This is a genomic window from Reyranella sp. (assembly GCF_004297405.1).
In the GTDB taxonomy this organism is placed as follows: domain Bacteria; phylum Pseudomonadota; class Alphaproteobacteria; order Reyranellales; family Reyranellaceae; genus Reyranella.
Genome location: NZ_SCVC01000027.1, coordinates 1 through 13,526 on the forward strand (window position 1 = coordinate 1; position 13,526 = coordinate 13,526).

Here is a 13,526-nt window from a genome sequence, read left to right on the forward strand (position 1 = left end):
AAGCACATCAGCGTCGAGCCTTACCTCATACGCCAGGTCGATTGGGTGCCCTCGGGCGTCATCACCAACGCGCTGGGCTTCATCCTGATCATGGCCTTCTAGAGGTCGAACTCGACGAACAGCGGCCAGTGGTCGGAGGCCATGACGCCGTGGCCGATCCAGGCCTTTTTCACCTTAGGCGTGAGATCGTGTGTGACGAAGACATGGTCGATGCGGCCTTCGTTGGGGAAGGACTCGACGCCATCCTCGCTGTTGCCTACGGCAGTCCAGGCATCGGCGAGATGCATCGTGGTGCCGAGGCGGCCGTAGACGCTCATCTCGCCGCAGACCAGCGGATATTCCGGATGAGTCGGCGCGAAGTTGAAATCGCCGGCCACGATGGCGGACCGCGGAACGTCGGGGCGGCGCTCCTGGAACATGAACATGTCGCCTGCGGCGCTGTCCCAGGTCGGTCCGGTACGTTCGGCATTGGCGACTGTATCCATCAAAGCGCGAACCTGGGGCAGGCGCTGCTGTGGACCGACATGACTGAGATGCACGCTGTAGACGCGCAGCGGTCCCGAGGGCGCGTCGATTGCCGCCTCGACGAAGCCGCGCTGCAGATCGAAGCAGTCCACGAGTTGTGTCTTAGGCAGCATATGTCCGCGTGCCCAGGCAATCGGCCAGCGCGAGATCACCGCGTTGCCGAAGGAACGGCGGCGATTGACGATCCGGCCATCGGCGCCGACTTCGCTCGCGTCTGCCTCCATGGCGCCGTGATACCAGTGGTAGCGATTGAGCTGCTGGGCGATCTGCTCTGTCTGGTCGGCGAAGTCGTTCCTCGACCAGCCCGCGACGACCTCCTGGATACATACGATATCGGCTTTCGCGACCGTATCGGCGATGCGCGCCACGTCGTATTTGCCGTCGGCGCCGACGCCGTAGTGGATGTTGTAGGTACAGAAAAGCATGTGCGCCTGAATAAATTCGGGAGACGCCCTATTCGGGCAGGTTGTCGATCCAGGCCGATGGATTGAGCTGGCCTGAGTGACGATAAGGATCGGCGACGATCCCCAGAGACCAGTAGGCAATGGTCGTTGTCGAGGCGAGCAACGCTAGCGCGACCGCGCCAGCGCGCCGCCGGTCGAAATGAACCGAGGCCACGGCGAGATGAGTCAGGAAGCCCAGCAAGGCAACGGCCAGCCACGAAGAAACCTCCGTGTGATTACCGCCGATCCACAGACGGTCCGATCGTGTGCGCGCGATGTCATTCATCAGCACATTCAGCTGGGTCGCGGTGGATGACGGCAGTGTCTGCGTGGCCTTGAGCACGACTTCCTGAAGGTTGCGAAAGGCGCCCTCGGCGCGATCGCTGCCCTTCTGGTTCCGGTTCTTGCGCCATTCGTCCTTGAACACATACTTCACGTAACGACCGAGTTCGCGGTGCGCTTCCGGTAGATTGAGCTGCGAAGGCCCAACCAGTTCGTCGAAGCGCTTGATCGCGGAGCCCGCCTGGATGAAGGCGCGTTCCGCCTCGCGCTTGTGCGTCCAGATGTCGGCAGCGTGGAAAGCAAGGAACAGCGCGAAGACCATCGAGATCGCCGCAAAGAACGGCGCCACCGGCGTCCACTGCAGCACCTCGGGCTTGCGGTTGAAGTACGACAGGAAAGTGAAGGCGATGGCGTAGACGATCAGCCCGTGGACGACAAAGACCAGAAGCTGCGTCGGCGCCGACGACATGAAAAGCTGTTCGAGCAGCCCCTTTGCCAGGGCCACCGCGGCCTCGATGTTCATCAGCGGCGTTCGTCCTTGTGCACCAACCGTGGCGCCGCAATTGCCTCGGAGAGCTTCTCGTCGACGCCCTTGGCCTCGTTCACCGTCACGTGGAGATCGTGCAGCAGCCCATCCTGGATGCCGTAGATCCAGCCATGCACCGAGAGTTCCTGCCCACGACGCCAGGCATGCTGCACGATCGACGTCCGGCAGACATTGCGGACCTGCTCGATGACGTTGATCTCGCAAAGCGCATCGACCTGCTCGGCCTTGTGCGGCAGGGCGGTGATCTGGTCATGATGGCGACGGCCCAGCACATTGATGCTGTGCAGCCAATTGTCGAGCAGACCGAGCTCGTGGTTCTTGAGCGAGGCCTTCACGCCGCCGCAGCCATAATGACCGCACACGACGACATGGCGCACTCGCAACGCCTCGACCGCATACTGCAGGACGGCCAGGCAATTGAAGTCGACCATCATCACCTGGTTGGCGACGTTGCGATGGACGAAGACCTCGCCCGGCAGCATGCCGATGATCTCGTTGGCCGGCACCCGGCTGTCGGAACAGCCGATCCACAGCACGCGCGGCGCCTGCTGCTTGGCCAGCTTGTCGAAGAAGCCAGGATTGTTCTCTTCTACTTGCTTCGCCCAGGCCCGATTGTTTTCAAAGAGCCCGTCGAGGAAACCGTTTTCGTCCGAGTCAGCCATGGGTGAGATATCCCGAAAAGAGAAACGTCCTGCAAGCGGGCCATTGGTCGCTCATGCCGGCTGACCGCCAAAGACATTGCGGAGCACGCCAATGCCATCGATCGCCACTTCGACCACGGTGCCCGGCTTCATCGGCAGGACACCGAGCGACGTACCGCAGGCGATCACATCCCCGGGCACCAGCGTCATATCCTGCGAAATCCGGCTGACCAGCTCGGCCGGTGAAAAGACCATGTCAGTCACGGGGTAGTTTTGCCGCTCCCGGCCGTTGACCAGCGTGCGAACAGTGAGCGTCGACGGGTCGAGACCCGTCGCGACCACCGGGCCGAAGACCCCGAAAGTGTCGAAATTCTTGGCACGGGTCCATTGCGGGAAGGTTGGATCGCGGTTCAGCAATTCCAGCGCCGTGACGTCGTTCACGCAGGTGTAGCCGAGGATATGGTCCGCGGCGTCTACGGCCGAAACGGCCCGACAGGTCTTGCCAATGACGATGCCCAGCTCGCCCTCGTAGGCCACCCGGCCATCATAGGATCGGGGCGCACGGATCGGCTCACCATGCGCAGCGTAGGAACTGGGGGCCTTGAGGAAGAAGAGCGGCTCGGCCGGAATCGCCCATCCGTTCTTTTCCGCTGCGGCCCGGAAGTTATTCCACAATGCCACCATCTTGGTGGGCTCGGTCGGGGTCAACCAATGCGCCTCGGCAACGGCAACACTCTCGCCGGTCGCCGGACCGGGATCGAACAGCGTGCCCTCGTGCAGGCGGATCGTCTCGCCATCGACCGTGCCGATGCGCGGCCGGCCCGCCAGCTCGATGCGGGCCCACAATGTCGTTGCAGCAGTCATCAGGCGTCGGCGATCCGCTTGCCGGTCTGCGAATCGAAGACATGCAGATGACCCGGCTCGGCCTTGAACCGGCGCTTCTCGCCGGGCTTGGCCTGGACATGCCCGCCCTGCCGCACCGTCACCAGTTCGTGCGCTTCGCCGAACCGGCCATGCAGCAGCGTGTCGGCGCCCAGCGGTTCGGCGAGCTCGATCTCGAACTCCAGCGAGCCATCGGGATCAGGATGCAGATGCTCCGGCCGGATGCCCAGCGCCACCGGCGTGCCGGCCGCGGCCGTCGTCGGCAGGCCGAGCGGCAATGTGATGCGCTGTGCGCCGGTGCCGGCGAGATCGACGGCACGACGGTCGGCCGTCACCTTGCCCGCAAGGAAATTCATCGACGGCGAGCCGATGAAACCCGCCACGAAGACCGAGGCCGGCCGCTCATAGACATCCATCGGTGTGCCGATCTGGTCGGCGACGCCGGCGTTCATGACGATGAGCCTGTCGGCCAGGGTCATCGCCTCGACCTGGTCGTGTGTGACATAGATCGAGGTGACGTCGAGCTCACGCTGCAGCCGCTTGATCTCCAGCCGCATCTGCACGCGCAGCTTGGCGTCGAGGTTGCTGAGCGGCTCGTCGAACAGGAAGACGGCCGGCTCGCGCACGATGGCACGGCCCATCGCGACTCGCTGGCGCTGGCCACCCGAAAGCTGACGCGGCCGGCGCTGCAGCAGCGCACCCAGCTCGAGGATCTTGGCAGCCTTCTGCACGCGCTGGTCGATCTCGGCCTTGGAGAGGCCGCGGATCTTCAGGCCATAGGCCATGTTCTCGTAGACGCTGAAGTGCGGGTAGAGCGCGTAGTTCTGGAACACCATCGCGATGTCGCGATCCTTGGGCTCCAGCTCGTTGACGACACGATCGCCGATCGCGATCTGGCCGCCGGTGATGCGCTCCAAGCCCGCCACCATGCGCAGCAAGGTCGACTTGCCACAGCCCGAGGGACCGACGATGACGATGAACTCGCCATCGGCGATTTCCATGTCGATGCCGTGGATGACCTCGAGCTTGTCGTAGTTCTTCTTGACGCCGCGCAGATGGACTTGCGCCATGGTCTACTTCTCCGTCTCGACAAGTCCGCGCACGAACTGACGCTGCATGAACACCACGACCAGAACCGGCGGCAGCATGGCCAGCATCGCCATGGCCATCAGCAGGTTCCAGCTCGGCACCGAATCGACGACATTGGCCTGGCGCGAGACCGTCATGACCACGGTGTAATAGCTTTCCTTGGTGGTGATCAGCAGCGGCCACAGATACTGGTTCCACCCGTAGATGAACTGGATGACGAACATCGCCGCGATCGAGGTCCGGCTCATCGGCAGCAGGATGTCCCAGAAGAAGCGCATCGGTGAGGCGCCATCGACCCGGGCGGCCTCGGTGAGCTCGTCGGGGACACTTAGGAAAAACTGCCGGAACAGGAAGGTGGCTGTAGCCGAAGCGATCAGCGGGATGATCAGGCCACCATAGGTGTCGATCATGCCGAGATTGGCGACCACGCCGTAGGTCGGCACGATGCGGACCTCGACCGGCAGCATGAGGGTGACGAAGATCGCCCAGAAGAAATACATCCGGCCGGGGAAGCGGAAGTAGACGATGGCGAAGGCCGAGATGATGGAGATGGCGATCTTCCCGATGGCCACGCCCAGCGCCATGATCAGGCTGTTGGTCAGCGTCATCATGACTGGCGTGCTGCCGACGCGGCCATAGCCCTCGGTCAGCACCTGCGTGTAGTTCTCGATCAGGTAGGGACCGGGCAGCAGCGGGATCGGCGACTGCAGCATGGTCTGCTGGCTATGCGTCGAGGCCACGAAAGTCATCCACACCGGGAAGGCGATGATGACCAGGCCGAGAATGACGACGAGGTGGCTCAGCATCGTGAGGAAAGGCCGGTTCTCGACCATCAGTAGTGTACCCGGCGCTCGATGAAGCGGAACTGCACGAAGGTGAGCGCGATGACCACGACCATAAGGATCACCGACTGCGCCGAGGAGCCGCCAAGATCCTGGCCGCGGAAGCCGTCGTTGAAGACCTTGAACACCAGGATTTCCGTGGCCTTGCCCGGTCCGCCTTTGGTCAGCGAATCGACCACGCCGAAGGTGCCGAAGAAGGCATAGATGATATTGACGACGAGCAGGAAGAAGCCGACGGGCGAGAGCAGTGGGAAGATGATGTCCCGGAAGCGCCGGCCGGGGCCCGCGCCGTCGATCGCCGCCGCCTCGATCAGCGATTTCGGGATCGACTGCAGGCCGGCCAGGAAGAACAGGAAATTGTAGCTGATCTGATTCCACACCGCGGCGATCACCACCAGCAGCAGGGCCTGATTGCCGTTGATCACGTAGTTGAATTCGATGCCGATGCCCTGGAGCATCCAGGCGACGATGCCAACCGAAGGATTGAACAGGAAGCCGAACAGCACACCCGCGACGGCCGGCGCCACGGCATAGGGCCAAACGAGGAAGGCCTTGTAACCGGTGGCGCCGCGGACGACGCGGTCGGCCATCACCGCCAGCAGCAGCGAAACGGCGAGCCCGATGGCGGCGACCAGAAAGCTGAACACCACGGTCAGCCGCGCCGAGTGGTAGTAGCCCGGGTCGCTGAAGAGGTGGATGAAATTGTCGAGGAATACGAACTTGGAATTGCCGCCGAAGACATCCTCGATCAGCACCGACTGGTAGATCGCCTGGCCCGACGGCCAGAAGAAGAAGACCAGCGTGATGATGATCTGCGGTCCCACCAGAAGGTAAGGCAGCCAACGCTGGTTGAAGGTGACGCGCTTTTCCATGTCGCTTGGAGGAAGCCCCCACCCTTGCGGGCGGGGGCTCCTTCATCAGCCTACTTGTTGGCGGCTTCGAAGCGCTTGAGCTGCTCGTTGCCGGCCTTCACGGCGTCGTCGAGCGCGGTCTTCGCGTCCTTCTTGCCCGACCACACGTTCTCGAGTTCACCATCGACGATGTCGCGGATCTGCACGAAGTTGCCGATGCGCAGGCCCTTGGAGTTGGCCGTCGGCGGGTTGAGCGTGAGCTCCTGGACAGCGATCTCGCGGCCCGGGAACTTCTTGTAGAAGCCGTCTTTCTCGGTGACCTCGGCCGCGGCCATGGTGACCGGCACGTAGCCCGTTTCCTGGTGCCACTTGGCCTGCACCGGGGTGCTGGCGAGATAGTTCAGGAACTTGGCGACGCCCTTGTACTCAGCCGCCGGCTTGCCCTGCAGCACCCACAACGTGGCGCCGCCGATGATCGAGTTCTGCGGCTTGGGCGCGACATCCGGCGAATAGGGCATCATCGCGATGCCGAACTTGCCGGTGCCCAGCGCCTTGTCGATCGCCGAGGCCGTGGCGGACGAAGCGATATGGAAGGCGCAGTCACCCGCATTGAACAGCGCCGTCGACTTGCCCTCACGACCACCGTAGACGAACGTCTTGTCCTTGCTCCAGTCGGCCAGCATCTGGATGAACTTCACGCGGGGCGCGTCGTTGAACTTGAGCTCGATGTCGATACCGCCGAAGCCGTTGTCCTTAGTGGCATACGGCAAGTTGTGATAGGCGCCGTAGTTCTCGATCATCGTCCAGGTCTGCCACTGCGGCGTGAATCCGCACTTGGCACCGGCCGCGACGGCCTTCTTGGCCATCTCACCCAGCTCCGGCCAGGTCTTCGGCGGCTTGTTGGGATCGAGGCCGGCCTTCTGCAGCAGGTCCTTGTTCCAGTAGAGCACCGGCGTCGAGGAGTTGAACGGCATCGACAGCAGCTTGCCGTCCGTCGTGGAGTAGTAGCCGTAGACCGGGCCGATATAGGCCTTGGGATCGAACGGCTCCTTGGCATCGGCCATGAGCTGATAGACCGGATAGACCGCGCCCTTAGCAGCCATCATGTTGGCGGTGCCGACTTCGAAGACCTGCACGACGTGCGGCGCCTGCTTGGCGCGGAAGGCCGCGATCGCCGCGGTCAACGTCTCGGTATAGGAACCCTTGTAGACCGGGTTCACCTTGTACTCGGTCTGGGACTTGTTGAAGCCCTCGGCCAGAGCATTGACCGCATCACCCAGGTTGCCGCCCATGGCGTGCCACCACTGGATCTCGGTCTGGGCGAACGCCACAGGCGCGCTCGCGAGAACCGCCGCCGCAGCGACGGAAGACAAAAGAATCCGTGTCATATCGAAAAACCTCCCAATGAAGCCCCACCGTTGTATCGGCGGACGACAAGACTGCGATGTGTCTGTTTTGTTTCAGTCTGATGACAGTCCACCAAGACTGCGGTGCGAACGCAACCCCCAAATGGTCGACTAGCGGGCGAGCGCCGCCAGAATGACGTCCGGCATGTCGGTAATGACGCAATCCGTGCCCATGGCGACCAGCACCCGGGCGACGTCGGGGTCGTTGACCGTGTAAGTGCTGAGCAGGTAGCCGGCCTGCTTGATCTCGACAGCACGGGGGGCCGTCAGCCGCTTGCCGCTGGTGTTGATACCGACGGCCTCCACGGCGCGGGCGCGTTCCCGCCAGTCGTCCTTCAGCTCGTCGACCAACAGGGCGCGCGCAAATTCCGGCACTGCGGCGCAGGCCGCGGCCAGCGAGGCGTCCTTGAAGCTCGAGAGCAGTGGCGCGGGCAGGTTGGCCGGCCAGAGGCGACGCAGGGTGGCGACGGCAACGCGCGCGGTTTCCTCCTCGCGGCCCTTGCAGGGCTTGATCTCGATGTTGCAGCCCAGCCCCAGCTCGCCGAAGCAGGCGATGGCCTGCTCGAAGGTCGGCACCGACGCTGGCAATTCGGCCACCGGCGTCTCCGCCGCCAGTCGGTCGACACCCGTGGTCCGCTTCAAAGAATCATCGTGCACCACGATCGGCACGCCGTCGGACGTCAGCTTGACGTCGATTTCGACCCAGGTCGCGCCACGGCGGTGCGCCTCGCGAAAGGACTCCAACGTGTTCTCCGGCGCATAGGCCATAGCACCGCGATGACCGATGACTTTAGGCAGTTGCAGCATGCACCAATCCAAAGCTAACTCGATCGTCGCAATAAACGAGTACCCCCTCCCATGTCGACTTTTCCCGACAAGTTCCGTCTCGATGGCCGCACCGCCCTGGTGACCGGTTCGGCCCGGGGGCTCGGCTGGGAAATGGCCAAGGGCCTGGCCGAAGCCGGCGCTCGCATCCTGCTGCATGGACGCTCGCACAGCCAGCTCACGCCCCGGCTGGCCGAGTTGCGCGCCGCTGGTCATGAAGCCGAGGCGCTGGCCTTCGAGATGGCCGACAGGGCTGCGATGGCCGCCGAGGTGGCGACAGCCGAACGAATCGACATCCTGGTGCATAATGTCGGCGAACGCGACCGGCGGCCCTTCGCCGAGATCCAGCCCGACGATTTCGCCCGGCTGGTCGACACCGACCTGTCGGCCGGCCAGGCCCTAATCCACCATCTCCTGCCCGGCATGGTCGAACGCGGCTGGGGCCGGTTGATCCTCGTGAGTTCGATTGCCGCCGATCTCGCCGCGCCTGGCGCCTCTTCCTACATCGCGGCCAAGGCAGGGCTCGCGGCGCTGGCCCGGGCCCTCGCTTCGGAGTTCGGCGCCAAGGGCATCACCTCCAACGCGCTTTCACCAGGCTTCTTTGCGACCGAGACCAACGCGGCGTTGATCGCTTCGACGGCCGGCAAGCGGTTGCGCGACCGTTGCCCAGCCAAACGCTGGGCCGAGCCGTGGGAGATTGCCGGCGCCGCCGTCTTCCTGGCGTCACCTGCCGCGTCCTACGTCAACGGTCACACGCTCACCGTCGATGGTGGCGTGTCGGCGACTTACATCGCGTGATCCTCTTGAAGTTTGGTCTTCTGTTCGCGCTCGGGGCCGTGCTCGCGCTTGGTGTCGCGCTCCCCGCGCTGGCGGCGGGTCCCGAAACGCCCGCGATCGACGGACGCCATCTCGGTCTGTCATGGATCCTGCCCTTCGTCGGCATCCTGCTCTCCATCGCGATCATGCCGCTCGCCGCGCCGCGTTTCTGGCATCACCATTTCGGCAAGGTGTCGGCTGGGTGGGCGGCCCTGGTGGTCGTGCCGTTCGCAGCACTCTACGGCGTGCCGACTGCACTCTATGAAATCACCCACCTGCTGCTGCTCGACTACATTCCCTTCATCGTCCTGCTGACGACTCTGTTCACGGTGACGGGCGGCATTCATATCCGCGGCAACCTCTACGGCTCGCCATCGATGAACACCTCACTTCTGGCCATCGGCACGGTGCTGGCTGGTTGGATGGGTACGACCGGGGCGTCGATGCTGCTGATCCGACCAATGATCCGTGCCAACGACGACCGGCGTCACAAGATCCATGTCTTCGTGTTCTTCATTTTCCTGGTGTCGAACATCGGCGGCGCATTGACGCCACTGGGCGATCCACCACTCTTCCTCGGCTTCCTCAAGGGCGTGAGCTTCTTCTGGACGACGGAACATCTCTTCAGCGAGATGCTGCTGTGCGCCGTCGTCCTGCTCACGCTGTTCTACGGCATCGACAGCTACTGGTATCGCAAGGAAGGCCGCAAGAAACCCGACCCGACGCCGGAGTCTCCGATCCGCATCGAGGGTGGCGTCAACATCATCCTGCTGGCGATCGTGGTGGGCATAGTGCTGGCGAGCGGCACCTGGAATCCCGGTGTGCACTTCACGGTCTACCACGTCCCGCTGGAGCTCCAGCATGTGCTGCGCGACCTCGCCCTGGTCGCCGTCATCGGTCTGTCGCTCAAGCTGACGCCCCGCAAGACACGTACAGACAATGCCTTCACCTGGGGGCCGATGGCCGAAGTCGCCAAGCTGTTCGCCGGCATCTTCGTCACCATCGCGCCGGCCCTGGCCATCCTGCGCGCCGGTTCGGACGGCGCGCTGGCGCCGCTAGTCTCCCTGGTGACGGGCCCGGATGGTCAGCCGCTCAACGTCTGGTACTTCTGGTTGACGGGCATCCTCTCGAGCTTCCTCGACAATGCGCCGACCTACCTCGTCTTCTTCAATCTGGCTGGCGGCGATCCCCACCTTCTGATGGGCGCACTCGCCAGTACTTTGGCGGCCATTTCCTGCGGTGCGGTGTTCATGGGCGCCAACACTTACATCGGCAATGCGCCCAATTTCATGGTCAAGGCGGTGGTCGAGGAAGCCGGCATCCGCATGCCGAGCTTCTTCGGCTATATGGCCTGGTCCTCTGCCATCCTTTTGCCGTTGTTCGTGGTGCTCACTTTCATTTTCTTCTGAGGGGCGGTCTCGTAAAATCGGCGCCGCTCCCGTGAGCGCAAACCCCTGATTTGTTTGGTGGAATTCTTTCGTGGCCCATGCCGCCAGCGCCTCCTCGTATCGCTCCGACCGGATGTCTCCGGTCGCGCTGGCGCTGGCTGTGTTATTGCACGCACTGGTAGTGCTGGCGATATGGTGGCTGGTCGAGAACCGGCCGCAGCTGTCCCCCGCCGAAGAGCCCGTCATGGTCTCCTTCGAACAGCCCAAGCCACCCGAACCGCCACCCCCTCCACCGCCGCAAAAGGCGCCTCAGCCGGCGCCGCAACCTCCGCTCGACATGGGCCTGAAGCCACCGGCCGCCACCACGGCCGATAAGGCCACGCAAGTGCCGCCGCAGGCGCCGCCTGGCAAGGAAGCATCCGCGCCTCAACCGCCCTCGCCGGATGACTTGCCGCCGTTGCAGGCAAATCCACCTCAGCCCACGGTCGCCGAGCCGCCCAAGCCCGCCCACACTCCGACGCCGACACCCGCGAAGCCGCCGGAGCAGCATGCGCTGGCAACGCCACCACCCCCGCCGGCGAGGCCGGCGCCGGGAACGCGGCAGGACGTGCGCCCCTCGCCCCTCCCGCCTGGCCAGCAGCGACGCGCGCCTGCGGTGCCCAATCCGCGCGACGCGCCAACGACATCGCACTTCGTCAATCCCGCAGACGCCTACAATCGCTCGCGCGCGGCCGACAACTACCTATGGCAAGTCGCGATGAAGCTTCAGGGCTATCGCTATCAGGCAAACACGAATGCCAGTCGCGGAACGACAGTAGTGCGCGTCACCATCGCGCGAAACGGACAGTTGCTCGCGGTCGAGGTCATCCGGTCGAGCGGCGTTCCGGAATTCGACAGAGGCGTGTTGGCCGGCGTTCGCGCCGGCTCGCCCTACACGCCGCTGCCGCCCGACATCCAAGGCGAGAGCGCGAGCTTCAACCTACCGCTGATATCGGTGAACCGGAATTGATCACCGGCCGCTAGGGCAGCACGACCTTGACGAGTCGCCCGCCCCGCACATCGACGCGCTGCATCATCGACCCGCCTTCGACCTGTGAGGCGCTCGCGCCCTGCCATTTGACGCTCGTCGTCACATACCAGATGCCGTCGGGCACTTGCGCGAAGGAGAAGCTGCCCTGCACGTCGCAGCGGCTCGTGCGCAATGACGAGACGTAGAGCGGGTCGTCCCGCTCGAATTTGACGGGGCCGCGGCTGGCGGCACGCATACCCTTCGTTGCGTTGCCAAAGATCGCCGTCATCCTCGCTTGGGCGTAGGCACTGTCGGGGATCAAATTCGCCGATTGTCCGGCACAGGAATGGCTTTCGCCGTTGGCCGACTTCATGACGGCCAAGCCACTGACGGTGTTCCTGCCGCTTTTCTTCGACCAATCGATCTCGGACTGGGTAATTGGTTTGGAGAGTGCTGCTTCTTGCTGCCCGACCTGCCCAAACTGCGCACATCCGGCAGTCGCTAGGGCTAATCCCACAATCAACGCAGCACGCTTCATTCGTCGGTCCTCTCCAAATTAGCGGGCAAGTAGACATCAACGCTCGGAGCGAGCCTGTGTTCCTTCAGTGACCCGAAGAACCAACGCTTTCGCCTGATCCGAGCGGCGGATCGCAACATCGCAACAGTCACCGCAAAGTCCGAACAGCGCTGCGCAGCCATCCAGGTGATCCTACAGCCAAGCCGGAAGCGGCACTCCAGCCGACCAAACAGGGAAGCGTAACCATGATCACCTTGCATCAGGCGCGCACCTTGGTCGCCGCCGCAGAAGCGAAGGCCGATGACCTCGGCATCGCCGTCAACATCGCGATCCTCGATGGCGGCGGACATCTCAAAGCCTTTAGCCGGATGGATGGCGCCGTGCTCGGATCGATCGACGTCGCCACCCGGAAAGCCACCACGGCAGTCCTGTTCAACACGCGTAGCGAGGCGATCTGGGAGTACTGCAAGCCCGGCGCGCCGGCTCCAGGCCTCGAACTGACCAACGGAGGCCTCGCGCCTTTCGGTGGTGGCATCCCACTCCACGATTCTCGGACCAATCTCGTCGGCGCAGTCGGCGTCTCCGGCGGCACCGTTGCGCAAGACGTGGAAATAGCTTCAGCGGCCGTCGCGGCCTTCATAGCCAAACAGGAGACAACATGAGCAAGACGATCCTGATCACCGGTGCCGGTTCGGGCTTCGGCGAAGCTGCCGCCATCGGAATGGCGCGCAACGGACACACTGTCATCGCGACGGCACAGATCTCGCCGCAGGTCGCCGCCCTGCGCGGCAAGGTGCGCGAACTGGGGTTGAAGAACCTGCATGTCGAGAAGCTCGACCTTTTCGACAGCTACGACATGGCCGCAGCCCAGAAATGGGACATCGATGTGCTGTGGAGCAACGCTGGAATGGGCGAAAGCGGACCGGTGTTCGAGATTCCCCTGGACCTCGTGCGTCGCAATTATGAAGTGAACGTCTTCCTGCCGCTCGCTCTCGCTCAGAGCTTCATCAAAACCTGGATCACGGCAAAGAAGAAGGCGAAGGTCGTCTTCACCTCCTCAATGGGCGGCCTGTTCACGCCGGCCAACTGGGGCGTCTACGTCTCCACCAAGCACGCCCTCGAATCGATCGCCGAAGCGATGCAGCAGGAACTCGTGCCCTATGGCATCAAGGTCCAGACCATCAATCCGGGTGCCTACTTCACGGGCTACAACGAGACGATGGCGGACACCCCCTTCCGCTGGTTGGATGACTCCAAGAACTTCACCAAGCGCGCGACATTGCGCAAAGCGTTCGATGACTTCCTGAACGCACCCGACGGCCACCTCGACGCCAAGGAGATGATCGACCGCATGATCGAGATCGTGCCCGCCGACACCGGCAAGTTCCGCAACGTCGTTCCGAAAGCCACCGAGGACATGCTGAAGCAGCATCAGCTCCAAGCCTGGGAAAACACGATCTGAG

15 protein-coding genes are annotated in these 13,526 nt (G+C 63.5%); 5 read left to right on the top strand and 10 right to left on the bottom strand.

Annotated elements, in window-relative coordinates; all coding sequences use genetic code 11:
- Nucleotides 1-98: 98 nt before the first annotated feature.
- The 9 genes from EPO50_RS16775 to EPO50_RS16815 form a co-directional block, all read right to left on the bottom strand.
- Nucleotides 99-950: an endonuclease/exonuclease/phosphatase family protein gene (locus EPO50_RS16775; RefSeq protein WP_296346056.1), complete on the bottom strand. Its 852-nt coding sequence runs from the start codon at nt 948-950 to the stop codon at nt 99-101.
- Between the two features lie 28 nt (nt 951-978).
- Entirely contained in the window at nt 979-1,773 is a 795-nt protein-coding gene (locus tag EPO50_RS16780) for a hypothetical protein (protein WP_296346058.1), read from the bottom strand.
- On the bottom strand, nt 1,773-2,459 hold the full coding sequence (gene can / locus EPO50_RS16785) for a carbonate dehydratase (protein ID WP_296346060.1): 687 nt from the start codon (nt 2,457-2,459) through the stop codon (nt 1,773-1,775). Before can ends, EPO50_RS16780 begins: the two co-directional genes overlap by 1 nt.
- Before the next feature lie 51 nt (nt 2,460-2,510).
- A complete protein-coding gene (locus tag EPO50_RS16790) occupies nt 2,511-3,302 on the bottom strand; it encodes a fumarylacetoacetate hydrolase family protein (RefSeq protein ID WP_296346062.1) in 792 nt (263 codons plus the stop codon).
- Complete coding sequence (locus tag EPO50_RS16795) at nt 3,302-4,390, bottom strand: sn-glycerol-3-phosphate import ATP-binding protein UgpC (protein WP_296346064.1); 1,089 nt, start codon at nt 4,388-4,390, stop codon at nt 3,302-3,304. The genes EPO50_RS16790 and EPO50_RS16795 overlap by 1 nt, the downstream gene beginning before the upstream one ends.
- 3 nt (nt 4,391-4,393) lie before the next feature.
- Nucleotides 4,394-5,242 carry a sn-glycerol-3-phosphate ABC transporter permease UgpE gene (ugpE, locus tag EPO50_RS16800; RefSeq protein ID WP_296346067.1) on the bottom strand — a complete coding sequence of 283 codons (849 nt, stop codon included), beginning with the start codon at nt 5,240-5,242 and terminating at the stop codon, nt 4,394-4,396.
- Complete coding sequence (gene ugpA / locus EPO50_RS16805) at nt 5,242-6,123, bottom strand: sn-glycerol-3-phosphate ABC transporter permease UgpA (protein WP_296346069.1); 882 nt, start codon at nt 6,121-6,123, stop codon at nt 5,242-5,244. The genes ugpE and ugpA overlap by 1 nt, the downstream gene beginning before the upstream one ends.
- Before the next feature lie 50 nt (nt 6,124-6,173).
- The gene (ugpB, locus tag EPO50_RS16810) at nt 6,174-7,490 is read right to left on the bottom strand and encodes a sn-glycerol-3-phosphate ABC transporter substrate-binding protein UgpB (protein WP_296346071.1); all 1,317 of its coding nucleotides are present in this window, start codon (nt 7,488-7,490) and stop codon (nt 6,174-6,176) included.
- Between the two features lie 129 nt (nt 7,491-7,619).
- Nucleotides 7,620-8,315, bottom strand: a complete 696-nt coding sequence (locus EPO50_RS16815) for a glycerophosphodiester phosphodiesterase family protein (protein WP_296346072.1) — start codon at nt 8,313-8,315, stop codon at nt 7,620-7,622.
- A gap of 51 nt (nt 8,316-8,366) precedes the next feature.
- Between EPO50_RS16815 and EPO50_RS16820 the strand changes: the two genes are divergently transcribed.
- From EPO50_RS16820 to EPO50_RS16830, 3 genes are all read left to right on the top strand, one after another.
- Nucleotides 8,367-9,131: an SDR family oxidoreductase gene (locus tag EPO50_RS16820; protein ID WP_296346074.1), complete on the top strand. Its 765-nt coding sequence runs from the start codon at nt 8,367-8,369 to the stop codon at nt 9,129-9,131.
- Nucleotides 9,132-9,136: 5 nt separating this feature from the next.
- Nucleotides 9,137-10,558, top strand: coding sequence for a sodium:proton antiporter (locus EPO50_RS16825; protein WP_296346077.1), 1,422 nt, complete (start codon nt 9,137-9,139; stop codon nt 10,556-10,558).
- A 112-nt stretch (nt 10,559-10,670) separates the two neighbouring features.
- Nucleotides 10,671-11,546: an energy transducer TonB gene (locus EPO50_RS16830; protein ID WP_296346079.1), complete on the top strand. Its 876-nt coding sequence runs from the start codon at nt 10,671-10,673 to the stop codon at nt 11,544-11,546.
- Nucleotides 11,547-11,556: 10 nt separating this feature from the next.
- Here the strand turns inward: EPO50_RS16830 and EPO50_RS16835 are convergent, their stop codons facing one another.
- Entirely contained in the window at nt 11,557-12,084 is a 528-nt protein-coding gene (locus tag EPO50_RS16835; protein WP_296346081.1) for a hypothetical protein, read from the bottom strand.
- Nucleotides 12,085-12,308: 224 nt separating this feature from the next.
- On the opposite strand from EPO50_RS16835, the gene EPO50_RS16840 reads away from it, so the two are divergent.
- Both EPO50_RS16840 and EPO50_RS16845 read left to right on the top strand, forming a co-directional pair.
- Nucleotides 12,309-12,725, top strand: coding sequence for a heme-binding protein (locus EPO50_RS16840; protein ID WP_296346083.1), 417 nt, complete (start codon nt 12,309-12,311; stop codon nt 12,723-12,725).
- Complete coding sequence (locus tag EPO50_RS16845; protein WP_296346085.1) at nt 12,722-13,525, top strand: SDR family oxidoreductase; 804 nt, start codon at nt 12,722-12,724, stop codon at nt 13,523-13,525. Before EPO50_RS16840 ends, EPO50_RS16845 begins: the two co-directional genes overlap by 4 nt.
- Nucleotide 13,526 lies beyond the last annotated feature (1 nt).

Bases quoted from the DNA above. Each gene is read 5' to 3' on its own strand.
- EPO50_RS16840 (WP_296346083.1), top strand. From the start codon at position 12,309: ATGATCACCTTGCATCAGGCGCGCACCTTGGTCGCCGCCGCAGAAGCG.
- EPO50_RS16820 (WP_296346074.1), top strand. From the start codon at position 8,367: ATGTCGACTTTTCCCGACAAGTTCCGTCTCGATGGCCGCACCGCCCTG.
- can (WP_296346060.1), bottom strand. From the start codon at position 2,459: ATGGCTGACTCGGACGAAAACGGTTTCCTCGACGGGCTCTTTGAAAAC.
- EPO50_RS16835 (WP_296346081.1), bottom strand. From the start codon at position 12,084: ATGAAGCGTGCTGCGTTGATTGTGGGATTAGCCCTAGCGACTGCCGGA.
- ugpA (WP_296346069.1), bottom strand. From the start codon at position 6,123: ATGGAAAAGCGCGTCACCTTCAACCAGCGTTGGCTGCCTTACCTTCTG.
- EPO50_RS16780 (WP_296346058.1), bottom strand. From the start codon at position 1,773: ATGAACATCGAGGCCGCGGTGGCCCTGGCAAAGGGGCTGCTCGAACAG.
- EPO50_RS16790 (WP_296346062.1), bottom strand. From the start codon at position 3,302: ATGACTGCTGCAACGACATTGTGGGCCCGCATCGAGCTGGCGGGCCGG.
- EPO50_RS16830 (WP_296346079.1), top strand. From the start codon at position 10,671: ATGTCTCCGGTCGCGCTGGCGCTGGCTGTGTTATTGCACGCACTGGTA.
- ugpB (WP_296346071.1), bottom strand. From the start codon at position 7,490: ATGACACGGATTCTTTTGTCTTCCGTCGCTGCGGCGGCGGTTCTCGCG.
- EPO50_RS16775 (WP_296346056.1), bottom strand. From the start codon at position 950: ATGCTTTTCTGTACCTACAACATCCACTACGGCGTCGGCGCCGACGGC.
- ugpE (WP_296346067.1), bottom strand. From the start codon at position 5,242: ATGGTCGAGAACCGGCCTTTCCTCACGATGCTGAGCCACCTCGTCGTC.
- EPO50_RS16845 (WP_296346085.1), top strand. From the start codon at position 12,722: ATGAGCAAGACGATCCTGATCACCGGTGCCGGTTCGGGCTTCGGCGAA.
- EPO50_RS16795 (WP_296346064.1), bottom strand. From the start codon at position 4,390: ATGGCGCAAGTCCATCTGCGCGGCGTCAAGAAGAACTACGACAAGCTC.
- EPO50_RS16815 (WP_296346072.1), bottom strand. From the start codon at position 8,315: ATGCTGCAACTGCCTAAAGTCATCGGTCATCGCGGTGCTATGGCCTAT.